An 18,633-nucleotide genomic window follows, 5' to 3' on the forward strand; every position below is an offset into this window, starting at 1 on the left:
AAGTACAATTATAATTAGATACTGATAAGTAGTTTGATTAGAGGGTTAGGTATAGTTAGAGAGAAGAGGCGATAGTATGTATATTTTTGATGGAGCTATGGGCACTATGCTACAACAATCAGGTCTTGAGGAGGGGCAATGTCCTGAATTGTTTAATATAGAACATCCTGAAATTGTGACCAGTATTCATGCAGCATATTTACAACATGGGAGTGATATTGTAACAACGAATACCTTTGGCGCGTGTAGTCTAAAATTAGCCGATTATGGTTTAGCACAGCGTGTGAAAGAAATTAATACAGCAGCTGTAATAGCGGCTAAGCAGGCTATTATGGAGGTTAAACCTAATGCTAAAATAGCAGGTTCTATGGGACCTACAGGCCAGTTTATTGAACCATTAGGACAGATTTCTTTCGATGCAGTTTATGATACCTATTATGAACAGGCCTTAGCTTTGATTGAAGCGGGTGTAGATTTTATCATCATTGAAACGATTATTGATGTACAAGAAATGCGTGCTGCTTTATTAGCCGCTCGTGATGCCCGTAAACGACTTAATAAAAGCAAGAATGATGTGGGCATTATTTGTCAATTTTCTTTTAGTGAGGATGGTCGTACCATTACGGGAACACCACCAGAAGCCGCGGCTATTATGGTAGAGGCTATGGGCGCTGATGTTGTGGGAATTAACTGCTCCTTAGGGCCAGAACAATTAATTCCTTTAGTTGCACGATTGGCTGCTGTTACTAATTTACCAATAAGTGCGCAACCTAATGCAGGTATGCCTATGTTAGTAGGTACAGAAACAGTATTTCCTTTATCACCGCGTGAAATGGGGTCCTTTGTGCCAGCTTTACTTGATGCAGGGGCTACATTTGTAGGTGCTTGTTGTGGTAGTACACCGGCTCATATTGCTGAGATTACAAAAGCGGCACAGCATCATACACCAAAAGAACGGGTAGAAGTAGCGCCTTTTACAGCTTTTACGAGTCGTACTCGTTTTGTTAAAGTCGGTCATACAGAAAAACCAATTATCATTGGGGAACGAATTAATCCTACGGGACGTAAAGTATTAGCCAAAGAAATTAAAGCTGGTAGTTTTGCTATGGTAAAACGAGATGCATTAGCACAAGTAGCCGCTGGTGCTGATGTATTGGATGTAAATATGGGCGTACCTGATATAGATGTAGTCGCTGTTATGAAACGGGCGATTATGGAACTTTCTATGTTGGTTGATGTGCCTTTATCCATTGATACATTAGATCCAGATGCTATGGAATCTGGGCTAAAAGCGTATCCAGGCCGTCCTTTAATCAATTCTGTCAATGCTGAACCAGAACAATTAGAACGGGTATTACCTTTAGCTAAACGATATGGTGCTGCTGTGCTTTGTTTGCCTTTAGGTAAAGGTGATTTGCCAGCTACAGCGGAAGAACGGGTAGCGTTAGCTAAAGAAATCGTGTTAGCTGCCTATGCAGTAGGTTTACGAAGTGAGGATTTATTATTAGATCCGTTAGTATTAACCTTAGCGAGTGGTCAAGATAGTGCTGTGCAAACTTTACGCACGTTGGCTATGTATAAGGAAACATTTGGTTTTCCTACTGTTATGGGATTATCTAATGTGTCATTTGGTTTGCCACAGCGGCCGTATTTGAATAGCCAATTCTTAACGATGGCCTTATCTCATGGATTGACGGCTCCCATATTGAATCCATTAAATGGGATGGTTAAAAAAGCATTTATTGCGGGGCGAACTTTATTAGGTTTTGATCCTGCGGCAGCTGAATTTATTGCTGATTATGGGCAAGAAGAAGAGGGAGTGCCAACAGGTACTGTAAGTGTTACGAAGGAAAGTACGGTTACCTTTGATAGTGTGGATCCTTTAGAAAATATTCAACATGCCGTTGAACAAGGGGAAAAGGAATTAGTTATCCAGTTAGTGGAACAAGCGTTAGCACAAGGCATTGACCCTTTGAAAATTACTAAACAGGCTTTATCAGAAGCTATGAATGTAGTGGGCGATAAATTTGGTAGTGGTAAATTGTTTTTACCGCAAGTCATGTTAGCCGCTGAAGCTATGCAAGGGGCTTTTCAAACGATTAAGCGTGTGTTACCTGAAAGTGATGGTGTGACAAGAGATACAGTCATTGTAGCTACGGTAAAAGGGGATATTCATGATTTAGGTAAAAATATAGTAGCCGCTTTATTAGAAAATAATGGCTATCGAGTTGTTGATTTGGGAAAAGATGTGGATCCTACAGACATTGTGGCAGCGGTTGAACGTGAAAACGCATCGGTAGTAGGAATTTGCTCTTTGATGACGACGACTATGCCTATGATTGATGTCACAATACAGGCTATTCGTGACGCTGGTTTATCATCAAAAGTTATCGTTGGGGGCGCTGTTTTAACTCAGGAATATGCTGATAAAGCAGGCGCTGATAGCTACGCTAAAGATGGAATTAGTGCTGTTAATATTGTTAAACATCTATTAGGTGATGCTTAATTACAAGACGTTGATAGTGGCTTACAGTCTAGTTAGTTTAGATTTGATGGTTAGCTATAACTAAATTAATAGAGTAATAATAGGATAATTTTAGTGAATTAATAATAATTGTAGTAAAGATATAGTTAGAGAGAGTTGGGGATAGAATGGTAGTATCATTACGAGATAAACATAAAGCAGGTCAATTTACGATTACGGTGGAATTGGATCCACCTAAAAGTGCATCAGTAACAAAAACATTTAAAGAAGCGGCCCAATTAATGGACAGAGTCGATGCTATTAATATTGCAGATTGCCCTATGGCAAAATTGCGGATGAGTCCTATAGCTTTAGCACATTTAATTAAATATCGGGCACAAATAGATACAATTTTTCATTTGACTTGTCGTGATCGTAATATTTTAGGGTTACAAGCTGAGTTGCTAGGCGCAGCAGCGTTAGGAGTAGATAATATTCTAACACTTACCGGTGATGAACCAGCTCGTGGTGATCATCCAAAGGCACAGCCTGTATTTGAAGTAGATTCTATGGGTTTATTGAAAATTGCTCATACTTTAAATTCTGGCTTTGATTTAGCGGGAAATCCATTAGATGAAGCTACTAATTTTTATATTGGTACCACAGGAAATCCTGGTGCAGATGATTTAGAGGCTGAAAAGGGAAAAATTATTCGTAAAGTAGAAGCTGGCGCTAATTTTATTCAAACTCAGCCAATTTACAATTTAGAAAAAGCTAAACGATTTATTGATATGGTGGCCCCATTAGGTTTGCCTGTCATGTTAGGTTTGATTCCTCTGAAAAGTTTTAAAATGGCCAATTACTTACATACAAAAGTACCAGGTATTTCTTTAACAGATGATATTTTAAAGCGAATGGAGCTAGGTGGTAAAGAAGCCGGGTTAGAAATTGCCTTAGAGACTCTATGGGAGATTAAAAAAATCGCTCATGGTGTTCATATTATGCCTCTTAATGACATTCAGACAGTGCTCTATTTAATCGATCATATTTAGGTTTTAACTAAATAAATTAAAGCATCTCTTAAAGATTGCTCTTTGAGAGATGCTTTTGTTTGATTTAGTTTTGTTTTAGTTATAATAGTGGTAGAAGCTGATGTATTACTATGTTTCACGTGAAACATTTTTATTAAAAGTGTGAAATTATTGGAATTTACAAGTTTTTATCTGGTGAGTATGGTATAATATTTTGTGTATTTAATATTAAGAAACTGAGGTGAGCCTGTGGGAAAAATTATTGCCATTACAAATCAAAAAGGTGGCGTAGGAAAGACAACAACATCTGTTAATCTAAGTGCGTGCATTGCTAAATTAGGCAAAAAAGTATTGCTTATAGATATGGATCCACAGGGGAATGCTTCCAGTGGTCTTGGTATTGATAAAGATAATTTAGATTCGTGTATTTACGATGTACTTATTAATGATATGGCTGTAGAGGATGTAATTGTTCCTACAGCTATTAAAAAGCTTAAAATTGCGCCAGCATCAATTGATTTAGCCGGTGCTAGTGTTGAATTAGTTGGTCTATCTAAACGAGAATATATACTAAAAAAAGCATTAAAGTCGATTAAAGATGAATTTGATTATATATTTATCGATTGTCCACCATCATTAGATTTGCTGACTTTAAATGCATTAGTAGCCGCTAATGGCGTATTGATTCCCATTCAAAGTGAATTTTATGCGTTAGAAGGGGTTAGTCAGTTAATGAACACGATTAATCTAGTGAAAAAATCATTGAATGAAAAATTAGATGTAGAAGGTGTTCTTTTGACTATGTTTGATGGACGGACTAATTTATCAATTCAAGTAGCGGATGAAGTAAAAAAATATTTTACTACAAAAGTATATAAGACGATTATTCCACGAAATGTTCGTTTAAGCGAAGCGCCTAGTTATGGGGAGCCCATCATTATTTATGATCCAAAATCAAAGGGAGCCGAAGTCTATATGAAGTTAGCGAAGGAGGTTTTGAAAAATGCCTAGAGATAGTAAGAAAAAAGGTGGTCTAGGTAGAGGTGTTCTTTCGCTAATGCTACAGGAGACAGCTAACGAAGCGCTAGAGGAAACAAAAAATAAAACTACAAAACAGAATAATGGTCTAGTAGAACTTGCTTTGACAGAGATTGAGGCGAATCCTAATCAGCCACGTCGTCATTTTTTAGAAGATGAAATGGCTACGTTGGTAGAATCTTTGAAACAACACGGCTTAATTCAACCGATTGTAGTGAGTAAACAAGGCGAGAAATATCAAATTGTAGCTGGTGAACGACGTTGGCGAGCAGCTCAATTGGCTGGCTTTAAAACAATTCCTGTAGTGATAAAAGATTATAGTACGGAACAAATTACAGAAATTGCTTTAGTAGAAAACTTACAACGTCAAGATTTGGATCCTGTAGAAGAAGCATATGCTTATAAACGGCTAATGGATACCTTTAAAAAGACACAGGAAGATATTGCCAGTCGTCTTGGCCGGAGTCGTTCTCATATAGCTAATATGATTCGCTTGTTACAGTTACCGGATTTTATTTTGACCGATTTATCGGTGGGAGATATTACAATTGGACAAGCAAGACCTTTATTAGCTTTGAAAAATAAAGAACTACAAAAAGAAGCTTGGCAATTGATTAAAGAAAAAGAGTTAACAGCGCGACAAGTAGAAGTTTTAGTAAAACAGTTATTAGAGGGGAAGGATAAAGCAACTAAAGCGGTTAAAACTAATCCCCATAATACAGCAGAATTACGAGCCATTATGGATCGTTTAAAAGTAAGTTTAGGTATGCCAGTAGATATCAAAGTAAGAGCTGGTAAGAAGGTACAAGGGAAGATGGAGATTGCCTTTAAGAATGAAGAAGAATTGGCATATCTTATTGAATATTTAGAGGCCCAACGTATGGGTGAAGTTAAGGGAGCTTCCCCTGCACAAACAGAATCTGAAGATACAGATTCAATTTCATTTCACGTTTAACACGTATAATAGAGGCAGGTAAGTAAGAAGCTATGACAACAATGGAACAAACACCAAAAGCAAATCGAGTTCATATCGGCTTTTTTGGTCGCTGTAATGCAGGTAAATCAACACTGATTAATATGTTAACAGGGCAACCAATTGCTCTTGTTTCTGATGTAGCAGGGACAACAACAGACCCAGTAAGTAAGGCTATGGAGATTTTACCGCTAGGACCAGTGGTTATTACTGATACGGCAGGCGTAGATGATACGTCTGAACTAGGGCCTTTGCGCATTGGTAAAACAAAAGAGTTACTACCTCGCATGAATATGGCTGTATATGTATTGAAAACAGAGGATGCACCATCTGAAGACGATATAACGTGGCTTAGTTTGTTACAACAAAAAAAAGTGACAACCTTATTAGTTCTTAATGAAGTTGAAGGGTATGAAGCTGAGGCCTATATGGCTAAATATGCTAATGAATTAAGTAGCTTTAAATTACCTTATATAGGGGCTAATTTGTTGAGTAATGACAAGCAAAGTGCTATTTTGAAGCAGTTGGGTACTATGAAACCAAAGGATCAAGAAGACGAACAGAGTTTACTTGCTGGTCTAGTAGAACCTCATGATCTTATTTTATTAGTGTGTCCCATTGATTCAGCAGCACCGAAAGGTCGACTTATTTTACCGCAAGTACAAATGATTCGTGAAATTTTAGATACCCATGGAATGAGTTTGGTCGTACAGACAGAAGAAGTGGCTACGGCTTTAACAAAATTAAGTGTTAAACCTAAATTAGTCATTACCGATTCTCAGGCTTTTGATGCGGTAGCGGCGCAGGTGCCAGAAGATATACCTTTAACATCTTTTTCTATCTTAATGGCTCGTTTTAAAGGGGATTTAAAGACCTTAGCAGCTGGTGTAAAAGCTGTTAAAAATTTAAAATCGGGGGCGAAAGTTCTTATTAGTGAAGGATGTACACATCATCGTCAATGTGACGATATTGGCAGCGTAAAAATTCCTCGTTGGCTTAAACAGGCCGGTTATGAAAACTTAGATTTACAATGGACTAGTGGTGGCGCTTTTCCTGATGATGTGCGCACCTTTGATTTAATTATTCATTGTGGTGCTTGTATGTTGACTCGTCGTGAAGTTTTGCGCCGTTTGGACGTTTCACAGGAACAAGGTGTTCCTATTGTAAATTATGGCGTGCTAATTGCGTCATTACATGGTATACTAGACCGTGCACTCAGTCCGTTTGTGGCTGAATTATAAGAGTGTAAATTCATTATATCCGTATAATTTAAAATAGAAAGGCAAATCATGCTAGAAAATATGCAACTTTGGATCGTCATTGGGGGCGGTTTATTACTTATTGTATTATTTCTCTATTGCCTCGTATTGCAGAGTAAAATAAATTCGCTTAATAAACGATATGAATATTTTATGCGCGGTGAAAACGGCAGTAGCTTAGAACGAAAATTATCCGTAGAAGTGAAAGAATTACGGGATGCAGCAGAGTCTATTGAAAACTTATTTCAACAACAACAAGCTATTCAGACGACGCAGCATAATACGTTTCAAAAAATTGGCTTTGTTAAATACAATGCCTTTGAAAATATTGGGAATGACTTGTCTTTTTCCGTTACTTTATTAGATGGTAATAATAATGGGATTTGTATTTCCAGTGTATATGGTCGTAGTGAATCTCGAATTTTTAGTAAACCAATTGTGAAAGGGAAAAGTTTGGCGAGTCTTTCACAAGAAGAAATGGAAAGTTTACAAGAAGCACTAGGCAGTAAAAGTAATGAAGAAGCTTTAATTAGTGCATCTGTGGTAAAATAATAAGATAGGGTATTTATTAGATTATGATGTAAGGTTTGATGAGAAATAGTTTAATATATACTGTATGGTTAATTGTTAGTTAGATAGTAGTTGTAAGATAGGATGTGGTGACAGTATGAAAATACCAGACTTTCTGGCACAACAAGTGCAAAGTCAGGGAGATTCGTACACGTTGCAAATGACTAAAAAACAATTGCGTTTAGTTGTGGGCATTATTGTTGCTATTATAGTGGTGACCCTTATTTTTGGTATTTGGGGCATTACACGACAAGCAGAAGTTATGCAACTTAGACAACAAACACAATTACAAACAGAACAATTAAAGTTATTGCAGCAAAAGACAGAAATTTTAGACAAAAAAATGGAATCGCTTGATCAATTGGATAAAGAGATTCGTCAGATGGTAAAAGGTTCTGAAAGTGGAACTATACCACAAGGTGGTGGCGAAGCACAGACACCAACAGCCAATACGGATAAAGAGGAGCCTGGCGGTGTTAATAAGGCGCAAACCAATGCTAGCGCGACGTCAGTTACAAGTTTGTCAGCTAAATTATCAAGACTCGATAGACTAGCTCAACAGCGTATGGCTTCGTTTTATATGTTACGTAATATTTTACGTGACGGTGCAGGGCAAAATATTCGTGATTTACAGTCTGTTGCCTTTGCTTCTAATAATCCAGGTTCATCTACGACAATGCCATCCATTTGGCCAACAAAAGGGGTAATTACTTCTAATTTTGGTGGCCGTGTGGATCCTGTATATGGTGGCTCTGCCAGTCATGAAGGGTTAGATATTGCCAATGATTATGGTACGCCAATTATAGCGACCGCGGCTGGTACGGTTACGTTTGCTGGTAGCACCAGTGGTGGTTATGGCAATTTAGTTGAAATTGATCATGGTAATGGCTTTGTCACGCGGTATGGACATACATCTGTCGTATTAGTTCATGAAGGTATGCAAGTAAAACAAGGTGACACAGTTGCTCTTATGGGAAGTACTGGTAAGAGTACGGGGAGTCACTTACATTACGAAGTTAATATTAATGGTGTAGCTGTAGATCCTATGCTATTCTTACCAATTCAATAAAATAGATATAGAATAGAGATATAGCTATTTAGGGATTTTATGATTTAAATCAGTCTCATTTAATGCTGGTGTCATGTGAAATGGACATGACGCCAGCATTATTTTTTTGAAATATACACTTTTTATATAACGAGAAACAAACAGATGTGGTAAAATAATACTATAGCATGATGTAAAGGAGGTCTATGATGAATACGTATGTGCAAGTCTATACGGGTGATGGTAAAGGTAAAACGACAGCAGCCATGGGTCTTGCTATTCGCGCTTTAGGTGCTGGCAAAAAAGTATTATTTTTACAATTTATGAAATCTAAAGTATATAGTGAGCATAATATTTTACCAACCTTGCCAAATATGACCTTAGAAACAGTGGGTAAGCCATTTTTTATTATCCAAGAAGGGGTAAAATCAAAAGAAGAATTAGCGCGTTGGGGTGACGAAGTTGTTGTGTTCCCCGTAGGTAAACCACCAGCTGATTATGTAGCCTTAATTGCTAAAGGGATGGAGCGGGCTAAGGCCGCCGTTGCTTCTGGTGAGTATGATTTAGTCGTTCTGGACGAATATGTAATGGCCTTATTCTTTGGCTTAATTACACGCGAAGAAACAGAAGCATTATTAGCACATCGTTCGGCCAATACAGAAGTTGTATTTACCGGTCGTGGGGCCCCCGATTGGTTAATCGAACAAGCTGATTTAGTTACTTCTATGGATGAAGTAAAACATTATTACCAACAAGGTGTATTAGCACGATTAGGTATTGAAAACTAAAAATATAATTAATTTTGATAAAATAAAGGATTTTCTTATTGTTATGGAGAATACTTAGAAGAATGCCTTTTTGAGGACTCAAAAGGTTAGCGGATATATAGAAAACCGCAAGAATTATATTAGGAGGGTAGGTGTTGCCTGTGACCGGATTAGCCATAGTGCTACTGGTTATTTTTATTCTGATACTTGTTGCTATCTTTAATCCTATCAGCTATGCTGTGGAAGTGGTAACTCGCAAACCGTATAAATTCCGCTTTTATATTCAGTGGTGGGGAAAGATATTCCGCATACACTTCGTATATGAACAGGGAAAACCGTTTTTTAAAGAAGTATACATTTTACGGAAAGCTAAATTGGGTGCCGTACGAGATTATGAAGATTGGCTATCTCGTCGTGTAGCAGAAGAAACGGAAGATCCTGAAGAATCTAAAGTATATGAAGAGGAATTAGAGCCTTATCGAACACCAGTAGAAGAAAAGCCTATGGAAACGGTAAAAGTGGTGAAACAAGTTCGTTTTGATGCGGAAGGAAATCCGATTGAACGAATTGAAGAAACCATGGAAAAACCAATAGAATCTACTTTTGGTAGTGGCACAACCAAAGAGGCCACTAATGGTTCTGATACAGCGAAAGACACTGATACTACTGATACTGAAACGGCAACTAAGACAGAAGCAAAAGCTAAAAAAGAAGAAGACCCTCATAAACGTTGGTGGTTAAAACATGTAACGAATGGTGCTTTATATGAAAAGCTATTATTGGTAACAAAGCGTTGCTATAACCATTCAAAACCAAGATATTGCCATATTGAAGGTCAATTTGGTACGGGTGATCCTTATAAAATGGGATTAACAGCAGCTGCCTTATATTCTATTTGGCCTGAAAAAATGACCCATGTAGAGTTAAGTTATGTAGAACCTATTTGTAAAGGTAGTTTTGAAATTCGTGGACACATTAGTCCTGGTGTACTTGCTTGGTATGGTACATTATTTGCTGTTTCAAAACCAGTTAGAGCCTTGCTAGTTGATGCTGTAAAAGCCGGTTTACGTTATCGTAAAGCTCAAAAAGCGAAGAAACAGGCAGAGGTTAATAGTGAATCTAAAGATAATACTATGGTAGCATAGTATTTAGAATAGAATGACATTGGAATTAATGAGTGTGAAGTACACAGGCACTAAGGAGGATACTCATGGAAAATAAATGCACGTTTATTAAGGATAATTTAGAACCTATTTTTGAAAAATTTAAAGATATGATTAAAGTGGAAACAGTTGTTGGTGAAGCCATTCAGATTGGCGATGCAACACTCGTTCCTTTTGTAGATGTTACTATGGGTTTTGGTAGCGGTGGCGCTGGTAAAGCTGATTGTGGTGGCGCTGGCGGTGGTGCTAAATTAGAACCAACGGCGATTCTTGTTATTAAGGGCGAACGTGTTGAATTATTTAACATTAAAGGTTCTGCTAAGTATAGTGGCTTTGATCGTCTTATTGGTATGGTTCCTGAAGTTATCTCCAAGTTAAAGAAAGATAAATATATTTACATCAATGAAAATGATGCGAAATAAGAAATAATCGTTATATTTGACTTAAATAGTCTAAAATTAGTAACTTCATGTGAGATTCATTATCAATAGGTAAGATGTATACATAGACAAAATAAATGTCATAGAAAAGAGAATTTGTTTTGTCATGTATTGTAGTTTACTCACATTTTTGTTACTATAAAGGATATAGAGTAATGTAAGCTCTAGATTTGTAAGGAGGTCTTTGGGACATGAATTTTAAAAAGAATCTTGCTGCTTTAGCAGTTATTGGAACAATTGGTTTAGGTGCAGCTAGCGCTGCTAACGTTGGTGTAGTTAACATGAGTCAGGTTATGCAATCCTATCCTGGTTATGGTGCTATCCAAATGCAAGCTCAGAAAGTTCAACAGGAATATGCGCCTAAACTTCAGAAATTAGAAACTGAAATTAATGGCATTAAAGATGAAAAAGCTAAACAGGAAGCTATTGATAAAAAATATGCACCAGTAGCTCAAAAATTCAACGAAGAAATGAATAAAATCTTCGCTCCTGTAGATAGCAAAATCCAAGAAAAATTGGATCAAGTACGTGCTCAGAAAAACTTACCGTTCATCGTAGCTAACCCTACTGTAATCGTAAGCATTGAGCCAAACTCTACTGCTGAAAACGTTACTGATGATGTAATTGCATTGTTAAAATAATAACAGTTAATTAAACGCAGTATAGGGGCTATCAATATTGATAGCCCCCTATTTAAAAAGGCGAGTCAAGGATAATCTTGGCTCGCCTTTTGGGTTATATAGTTATAGGTTATATAGCTATATTTGGGGTATTTTTGCTCTATACCTTTATTTTTATTCTGGTTTATTAATTAAGGTAACAACAAATTCGCTATCGTCCACTAAGGTAGCTTGAATAAAATTATCACCATTAAATTGAAGTACAGTCCCTGGTGTTAAGATATGGTGCTCTTCTTGGTTAAGCTGTACATCGACTTTGCCTTTTACGACTGTAAATACAACATTTGCTTCAGGGTGGTTATGGTTTTCTACTTTTTCCCCAGCTTTGCCACCTTTTTTGACAACGATAAAGTTAGGACCTTGGAATAATAGACCAAGCTCTTTTTTTTCAGTACCTATCATGGTTAACCTCCTTTGATACATTGTTAGAAATCTTGCCGACAGTACGTTGCGTTTCACACCATAAGGGAAAGGTAGTTAGTGAGAAAGCAATGGAACACCTGCCGGCAAGGGATATATAATTATTAGCTTATAGAGTGACTTTAAAATAGAGGGGGTTTAAGCATGTACAATTTTGTACTGAGGAAACTCCCCATCAATAAGTTCAACAGCAAATTTAAAATGAGGGTCCGCAGCGCTAATAAACCCTTGGAACCAAGCTTGGTAAGCGGCCATCATAAAGGTTTGATCTACACCTGCTTTAGCCCAGTTTGCTTTTTGATTAGCATGACTACCTTCCCATACAAATTCAGTATCTGTATCAGCTAATACCGTATCACCACCATCGCAAGGCATACCATTTAAATAATAATTTTGCATGATTTGATAAATTTCTTGAGGGCGATGCTCACCCTGAGCAAGCTCATCAGCAGCTACTTTACCACAAGCGGCACCTTGGGTTACAAAAGCGGTTAAAATAGCTTCTTCCACTTCGGTGCCCGCACAATCTAATAAATCTTTAATAAAGTTAGCTTCACGTACTGTAGCAATTTCAATTTGATTTTGTAACCAGCCGTGAATATTATTATGGTCAATAATCATCTGTAGATTACGATCGGCAGGGATTGGCTTGCCATATAAATCAAGAGCTACAAAGTGCAATTCATCGGCTAAATCACCAACGGCTTTTTGAGCTTCTTCATAGACTAATTGTTCGCGCTCAATAACCAGGCGGATTTTTTTATATAACCAAAAATGGATGTGACCTAATACTGCTGACATATTTATGCTCCTTTGCGAATTTTTTCTAAACGAGTTACTAATTCATTTACATCAAAACCATGGATAGCGGCAGCTTGCGATAATGGTTCGGAGGTAGCTGATGGACAGCCAAGACAGCCCATACCAATTTCTTGTAGGGCAGGAATGGTATTTGGATAGACTTCAATAATTTCACGAATGATTGAATTTTCAGTAATAGGGTCACCTAGATTTAAGCCTTGTGTGCCATTAGCCCCTAGGCCAGGTAGATTTACAAGTGGTTCGTTAGCATTTGGATTAGCGGCAGTAGCGCTAATATTCACTGGTGTTGCGCTAGGTTCAGCCACCGTTTCAATATCACCTAATACGGCTTCTTTAAAAGCATCAAGACCAATGCGGTCAATGAAGGCACCAATGCGTTCAATATGAGCATTTTCTTTATAGAAAGTAATCATGCGATCGACTAAGGCGAGTACTTCTTTTTCTGTAGCTACTTCAGCAATTAAATCACCAAAGCGAGGATGAGCGCCAGCACTGCCACCAGCGTATACTTGCCAGCCATTGGCTGTACCGATGACCCCGATATCTTTAGTAATTGATTCAGAACAAGAATTAGGGCAACCTGATACGCCCATTTTCATTTTAGAAGGCATTTCTTGCGATACATACAATTTATCGAGTTTCATGCCAAGGCTTACGCTATCTTGCTTTGCACGTTTACAGAAGGTGGTGCCAGGGCAAATTTTTACGCTGCGCACACGGTTGGATGTAGTGTAAGCCGGCGCCATACCTAACATATCCCAAGCTTTGTCTACATCTTCTTGTTTTAAATTGGTAATCATGATGCGTTGACCGCCCGTGATTTTAAGTGTTGCTTTGAATGTATTGGCTACATCAATAAATTTTTGAAGCATTGCTGGTTGTACGAAACCACCAGGAATGCGGGGTGTAATAGCGTAACGGCGTTGTCCGTTACGAATGCGTTGTAAGTTACCTGCTACTTGAGCCATATTCATCGTCCTTTCCCTTGACGGCACTTCTTTACGAGTGCGTTACTTCTACGTATAATTAAAGAGTAGTGACTCGCACAACTTTGTGAGTCACCACTTCGTGTTTACATGTTCATTATAGGCTATGTGACATGATTTGTATGTAGCCAGTGCTACATTTTTATTTTTTTAGATATATTTTTAAAATGATTCGTAATTGCAGTTTAGTCATATATGTTTGATAAACTCAGGAACGTCCATACTTAGCTAGTAAAGACGTATGGGGCGTTGATATATGATTAACTGGCAGCTAGTGATATATATTGAGGCAATCATGAAGCAATTATATGAAAAAGTTCTTACAGGGCGTTTTGTGACAAGACCTAATCGGTTTGTAGTCCATTTGGCCATGGATCACTTAGACGGTGAGGTCGTGGCGGCTCATCTACCAAATCCTGGGCGTATGTGGGAACTTTTATATCCTAATGTAAAATTTTATGTAGTTCATCACCCAAAGGCTGGTGCTAAAACACAGTATCGAGTGATTGGCATTGAGCGTGATGGCGTTCCTATTATGTTAGATACAAATTACAGTAATGATGTGGCGGAGTATCTAATTAGTACGAAACAGATCCCTGGTTGGGAACAGTGGGGCGTCGTGCGCCGTGAATATACGGTCGGGCAAAGTCGCTTTGATCTCCTTTTAACTAACGATAAGGGAGCCTCTTTTTTACTTGAAGTTAAATCTTGTACGCTTTTTAGTCGTCATGGCGCTATGTTTCCTGATGCCATTACGGAACGAGGGCGGAAACATTTATTACATTTGCAACACTTGCAATCGGAAGGCTATCATACGGGGGTGTTATTTCTTGTACAATGGGAATATGCTCAGTGGTTTTTGCCTGATTATCATACGGATTTAGCCTTTGCTCAGACATTTGCTGAAGTGGCTGGCGATTTGGACTGGAAGGCGATAGCCCTTCGTTGGACTGCTGAGTTTACAATGCCGACAGTGATTCGTGAGTGCTATTATGAGAAGGCTTTGGTAGAGCAGGAAGGTCAGGATCGAGGCGATTACTTAGTTGTGCTACAATTGCCTGAAACGAGGGAGTTAGATATTGGCAGTAAAGGGCCTATGCATTTTGAAGCGGGATATTACACCTATGTAGGTTCGGCGAAAGCAAATTTATCAAAACGATTAGAACGGCATAAACGAAAACGTAAAAAATTACATTGGCATTTAGATTATTTCCGTTCTCATTGTGACATCATTGCTACGGTGCCAATTCGTAGTAGTGCTGATTTAGAATGTGAGTTAGCAAAGGCTATGAAACAGCTTGATACTTGGGAAGTAAAGGGCTTTGGTTGCAGTGATTGTGACTGTACGAGCCACCTCTTTGGTACAAGCTATAATCCGATTCATAATAAAGACTTTATGGATATGGTAGAAGATTTTCGTATGAATCGACTTGATGCACGGTTTGAAATTCGTGAAGGTTTCATTGAACCATGAATTAAAGTGTGTATTTTTCAGGTAAAGCCTTAAGAAGTAGCATTATACCGCTAAAAATGCTATAATATAAGTTGCTAATAAAATAAATTAATAGATTATACTTACGATTAGTTATTATTAAATGAGGTGAGACTGTGGAGGAAACGACCTGGAGTCATGGGAAAATTGAGCCTATCCAGATTGATAAAGAAATGAAGAGCTCCTATATCGATTATGCTATGAGTGTAATCGTTATGCGTGCCTTGCCGGATGTTCGTGATGGTCTTAAACCAGTGCATCGTCGCATTTTGTATGCTATGCATGAAACAGGCATGGCCCCAAATAAGCCCTATAAGAAATCGGCCCGTATCGTCGGGGACGTACTAGGTAAATATCATCCTCATGGGGATAGTTCAGTATATGATGCAACTGTGCGCTTAGCACAAGATTTTAATACGCGCTACCTCTTGGTAGATGGTCATGGTAACTTTGGTTCTATTGATGGTGACTCAGCAGCAGCTATGCGTTACACTGAAGTTCGTATGGCTCGTATTACCACAGAAATGTTGGCAGATATTGACAAAGATACCGTTGATTTCATGCCAAACTATGATGAGTCCTTACAAGAACCGACGGTGTTACCAGCAAAGATTCCTAATTTATTGATTAATGGTTCCGCTGGTATTGCCGTAGGGATGGCTACGAATATTCCACCGCATAACTTAAATGAAGTAGCAGATGGCTTAATTATGCTTATTGATAATCCGGATGCTGATGTAGCGGATTTAATGACGGCGATTAAAGGGCCTGATTTCCCAACGGGGGCTTTGATTCTTGGTCGTGAAGGCATTAAAAAGGCCTATACGACAGGTCGTGGTAGCATTAAGATGCGTGCCCGTGCTACCATTGAAGAAATGAATAAAGGGAAGCACCGTATCGTTGTCACAGAGATTCCATATCAGGTTAACAAAGCGCGGGTTATTGAAAATATTGCGGAATTAAGCCGTGATAAAGTCATTGATGGCATTACAGCGCTTCGCGATGAAAGTGACCGTCGTGGGTTACGCATTGTAGTAGAACTACGTGCTGATGTACAACCAGATATCGTGCTTAATAAATTATATAAACATACGCAATTGCAAGATACCTTTGGCGTTATTATGTTAGCTTTGGTAGATGGTCATCCAAAAGTGTTGACACTCAAAGAAGTGTTGACTCATTATTTGAATCATCGGTTAGGTGTTATTGTACGCCGTACGCAATTCGAATTAGCTAAAGCTGAAGCCCGTGCTCATATTTTAGAAGGGTTACTCATTGCTCTTGACCATATTGATGAAGTTATCGCCACAATTCGTGCTTCTGAAACAGATGATATTGCGAAAAAGGCGTTAATTGAAAAATTTGGTTTATCTGAAAAACAAGCTGTTGCTATTTTGGATATGCGTTTACGCCGTTTAACTGGCTTAGAACGTGAAAAAATCGAAGACGAATATAAACAACTTGAAATTCTTATTGCTGACTTGAAAGCGATTTTAGCGAGTGAAGACCGTCAACGTGGCATCATCAAAGATGAATTGACGGAAATGAAGCAAAAATACGGTGATGAACGTCGCAGTGAAATTACGATTGATACGTCAGAACTTGATGTAGAAGATTTAATTGCTGACGAAGAAATGGTAATTACCTTAACGCGCCAAGGTTACATTAAACGCATGAATGCTAATGTATATCGCAACCAGCATAAAGGTGGCGTTGGTGTAGTTGGTATGAAGACTAAAGAAGATGATTATGTCGTACAGATTTCTCATGTACGGACTCATAATACGCTTTTATTCTTCACAACAGCTGGTCGGGCCTATCGCTTGAAAGGCTATGAAGTGCCAGAAGCATCGAGTCGTAATTCACGAGGTACTGCCATTATTAATGTGTTACCACTTAATGTAGGGGAAGCGGTGACGACGATGATTGATATGGAAACGGTAAATCATGACTTGAATCTGTTCTTAGTGACGAAACAAGGCGTGGTGAAACGTACGTCCATTGAAGAATATCGCAATATTCGTCGTAGTGGCCTCAATGCGATTTCCTTAGGTGAAGAAGATCGTTTAATTGCCGTTTGCTTAACGACCGGTGGTCAAGACATTCTCTTAGGAACTCGCAAAGGTATGGCGATTCGTTTCAATGAAGAAGATGCACGTCTTATGAAACGTTCGGCACAAGGTGTTCGTGGTATTAAGCTCAACGCTGGTGACGAAGTAGTCGGTGCTGGTGTTATTACGGAGTCTGGTGAAGCTTGTCAAGTATTTACTATCAGTGAAGAAGGGTTTGGTAAACGCAATAGTGAAGATGCCTATAGCCTTCAAAAACGTGGTGGTAAAGGAACGAAAAACTTCCGTATTACCGATAAGACAGGTGATGTAGTTGCCGTTGAAATTGTAACGGATAATGATGAAGTAATGTTAATTTCAGAACAAGGCAAGATTATTCGCTTTGATATGAAAGACATTGCGATTAAGAAAGGCAAAGCGATTTCTGGTGTGAAGACACAAAGTCTTGATGCTGGTGATAAAGTCGCCTCGGTTGCGATTATCGCTAAGGAAGAACTAGAAAACGAAGAAAATAGTTTATTCTAATAAACTAGGGGTGTACTCATATTAATGGTGCCCCAATATAAGAAAGGCTATAACCAAATGCAGGGTTACTATCCAGCATCTAAGTTATAGCCTTTTTGTTATAACATACTATATACACATTCGAGTAAGGTTAATGCAAGCAGTATATTAATTAAGCGAAAATGACGAGTATAAATTCGCTGCAATGCTAATCCGGCAGCAATCCAAGAACCTGTAGCAATACAACCCATGGACGCAATGAAGATATTAGCTGCTATAAGCCAAAATAATTCGGTTGTGACAGGTACTATATAGCCTGTAAGGGCTGTAATACCGAAGATATAGATTTTTACATTGACAAATTGTAGTAGAAATCCTTTTAAAAATGAGGCAGATTGCGTGTCTGTCGTTGTTTGTGGCTTGCTCGTGGCAATCATAAAAGCGAGCCATAAAATATAGAGAATGCCTATATATTTTATGATGGTTAGTAGGTTTGGAAAGTGGCTACCCAAAAAGAAGACGAAGAGACCACAAATAATTTGGACAATGAAATACCCTGCAAAGATTCCAAAAAATAGGGGCTTGCCTTTTAACCAGCCATATACATTGGTCGTATTAAGGGCTAAAATATTACCTGGGCCAGGTGTAAACGCATTAATCATACAATATAAGATAAAATTACCAATCACATATGTTGACATGATACCCTCCTAATTAATGTAAAGTGTGCGAGTGAATTGCATGTAAAATTTAGAATTAGTACTTAGTAGTTAGTAGTTAATAGTTAGCACTTAGTACTTAGCACTTTTTAAACACGCGATTGTTAAATATTATATTAGTTAAGAGAATATCATAAAATAGATTTTAATAGGTAATACATTAAAAATGAGGCTAAACATAGTTTTAA

The 18,633-nt window shown here is 38.1% G+C and carries 17 protein-coding genes; 13 read left to right on the forward strand and 4 right to left on the reverse strand.

Going from position 1 to position 18,633, the window contains the following annotated elements:
* Positions 1-76: 76 nt before the first annotated feature.
* The 11 genes from DYE54_RS07025 (at position 77) to DYE54_RS07075 (ending at position 11,394) form a co-directional block, all read left to right on the forward strand.
* Positions 77-2,506, forward strand: a complete 2,430-nt coding sequence (locus DYE54_RS07025) for a homocysteine S-methyltransferase family protein (protein ID WP_115310566.1) — start codon at positions 77-79, stop codon at positions 2,504-2,506.
* A 146-nt stretch (positions 2,507-2,652) separates the two neighbouring features.
* Positions 2,653-3,516, forward strand: a complete 864-nt coding sequence (locus DYE54_RS07030) for a methylenetetrahydrofolate reductase (protein WP_115310567.1) — start codon at positions 2,653-2,655, stop codon at positions 3,514-3,516.
* 228 nt (positions 3,517-3,744) lie between these two features.
* On the forward strand, positions 3,745-4,506 hold the full coding sequence (locus DYE54_RS07035) for a ParA family protein (RefSeq protein ID WP_115310568.1): 762 nt from the start codon (positions 3,745-3,747) through the stop codon (positions 4,504-4,506).
* A complete protein-coding gene (locus DYE54_RS07040) occupies positions 4,499-5,488 on the forward strand; it encodes a ParB/RepB/Spo0J family partition protein (RefSeq protein ID WP_115310569.1) in 990 nt (329 codons plus the stop codon). Before DYE54_RS07035 ends, DYE54_RS07040 begins: the two co-directional genes overlap by 8 nt.
* Positions 5,489-5,529: 41 nt before the next feature.
* Positions 5,530-6,747, forward strand: a complete 1,218-nt coding sequence (gene hydF / locus DYE54_RS07045; RefSeq protein WP_115310570.1) for a [FeFe] hydrogenase H-cluster maturation GTPase HydF — start codon at positions 5,530-5,532, stop codon at positions 6,745-6,747.
* Positions 6,748-6,795: 48 nt separating this feature from the next.
* Positions 6,796-7,317, forward strand: coding sequence for a DUF4446 family protein (locus tag DYE54_RS07050; RefSeq protein ID WP_115310571.1), 522 nt, complete (start codon positions 6,796-6,798; stop codon positions 7,315-7,317).
* Between the two features lie 115 nt (positions 7,318-7,432).
* Entirely contained in the window at positions 7,433-8,404 is a 972-nt protein-coding gene (locus tag DYE54_RS07055) for a M23 family metallopeptidase (protein ID WP_115310572.1), read from the forward strand.
* Positions 8,405-8,592: 188 nt separating this feature from the next.
* Positions 8,593-9,171 carry a cob(I)yrinic acid a,c-diamide adenosyltransferase gene (locus tag DYE54_RS07060; protein WP_115310573.1) on the forward strand — a complete coding sequence of 193 codons (579 nt, stop codon included), beginning with the start codon at positions 8,593-8,595 and terminating at the stop codon, positions 9,169-9,171.
* Between the two features lie 140 nt (positions 9,172-9,311).
* On the forward strand, positions 9,312-10,295 hold the full coding sequence (locus DYE54_RS07065) for a hypothetical protein (protein ID WP_147285266.1): 984 nt from the start codon (positions 9,312-9,314) through the stop codon (positions 10,293-10,295).
* A gap of 65 nt (positions 10,296-10,360) precedes the next feature.
* A complete protein-coding gene (locus DYE54_RS07070; RefSeq protein ID WP_115310575.1) occupies positions 10,361-10,735 on the forward strand; it encodes a GerW family sporulation protein in 375 nt (124 codons plus the stop codon).
* 209 nt (positions 10,736-10,944) lie between these two features.
* Complete coding sequence (locus tag DYE54_RS07075; protein WP_115310576.1) at positions 10,945-11,394, forward strand: OmpH/Skp family outer membrane protein; 450 nt, start codon at positions 10,945-10,947, stop codon at positions 11,392-11,394.
* A gap of 153 nt (positions 11,395-11,547) precedes the next feature.
* Here the strand turns inward: DYE54_RS07075 and DYE54_RS07080 are convergent, their stop codons facing one another.
* The 3 genes from DYE54_RS07080 to DYE54_RS07090 form a co-directional block, all read right to left on the reverse strand.
* The gene (locus DYE54_RS07080; protein WP_115310577.1) at positions 11,548-11,835 is read right to left on the reverse strand and encodes a cupin domain-containing protein; all 288 of its coding nucleotides are present in this window, start codon (positions 11,833-11,835) and stop codon (positions 11,548-11,550) included.
* A 156-nt stretch (positions 11,836-11,991) separates the two neighbouring features.
* On the reverse strand, positions 11,992-12,654 hold the full coding sequence (locus tag DYE54_RS07085; protein WP_115310578.1) for a hypothetical protein: 663 nt from the start codon (positions 12,652-12,654) through the stop codon (positions 11,992-11,994).
* Positions 12,655-12,656: 2 nt separating this feature from the next.
* Complete coding sequence (locus tag DYE54_RS07090) at positions 12,657-13,643, reverse strand: DUF1858 domain-containing protein (protein WP_115310579.1); 987 nt, start codon at positions 13,641-13,643, stop codon at positions 12,657-12,659.
* Between the two features lie 313 nt (positions 13,644-13,956).
* Between DYE54_RS07090 and sfsA the strand changes: the two genes are divergently transcribed.
* Together sfsA and gyrA are read left to right on the forward strand one after the other, a co-directional pair.
* A complete protein-coding gene (gene sfsA, locus DYE54_RS07095; RefSeq protein WP_115310580.1) occupies positions 13,957-15,135 on the forward strand; it encodes a DNA/RNA nuclease SfsA in 1,179 nt (392 codons plus the stop codon).
* A gap of 134 nt (positions 15,136-15,269) precedes the next feature.
* Positions 15,270-17,747: a DNA gyrase subunit A gene (gyrA, locus tag DYE54_RS07100; RefSeq protein WP_115310581.1), complete on the forward strand. Its 2,478-nt coding sequence runs from the start codon at positions 15,270-15,272 to the stop codon at positions 17,745-17,747.
* Positions 17,748-17,845: 98 nt separating this feature from the next.
* Here the strand turns inward: gyrA and DYE54_RS07105 are convergent, their stop codons facing one another.
* Positions 17,846-18,427, reverse strand: a complete 582-nt coding sequence (locus DYE54_RS07105; protein ID WP_115310582.1) for a LysE family transporter — start codon at positions 18,425-18,427, stop codon at positions 17,846-17,848.
* Between the last annotated feature and the right edge of the window lie 206 nt (positions 18,428-18,633).

This window comes from Veillonella criceti (assembly GCF_900460315.1).
Classification (GTDB): Bacteria; Bacillota; Negativicutes; order Veillonellales; family Veillonellaceae; genus Veillonella_A; species Veillonella_A criceti.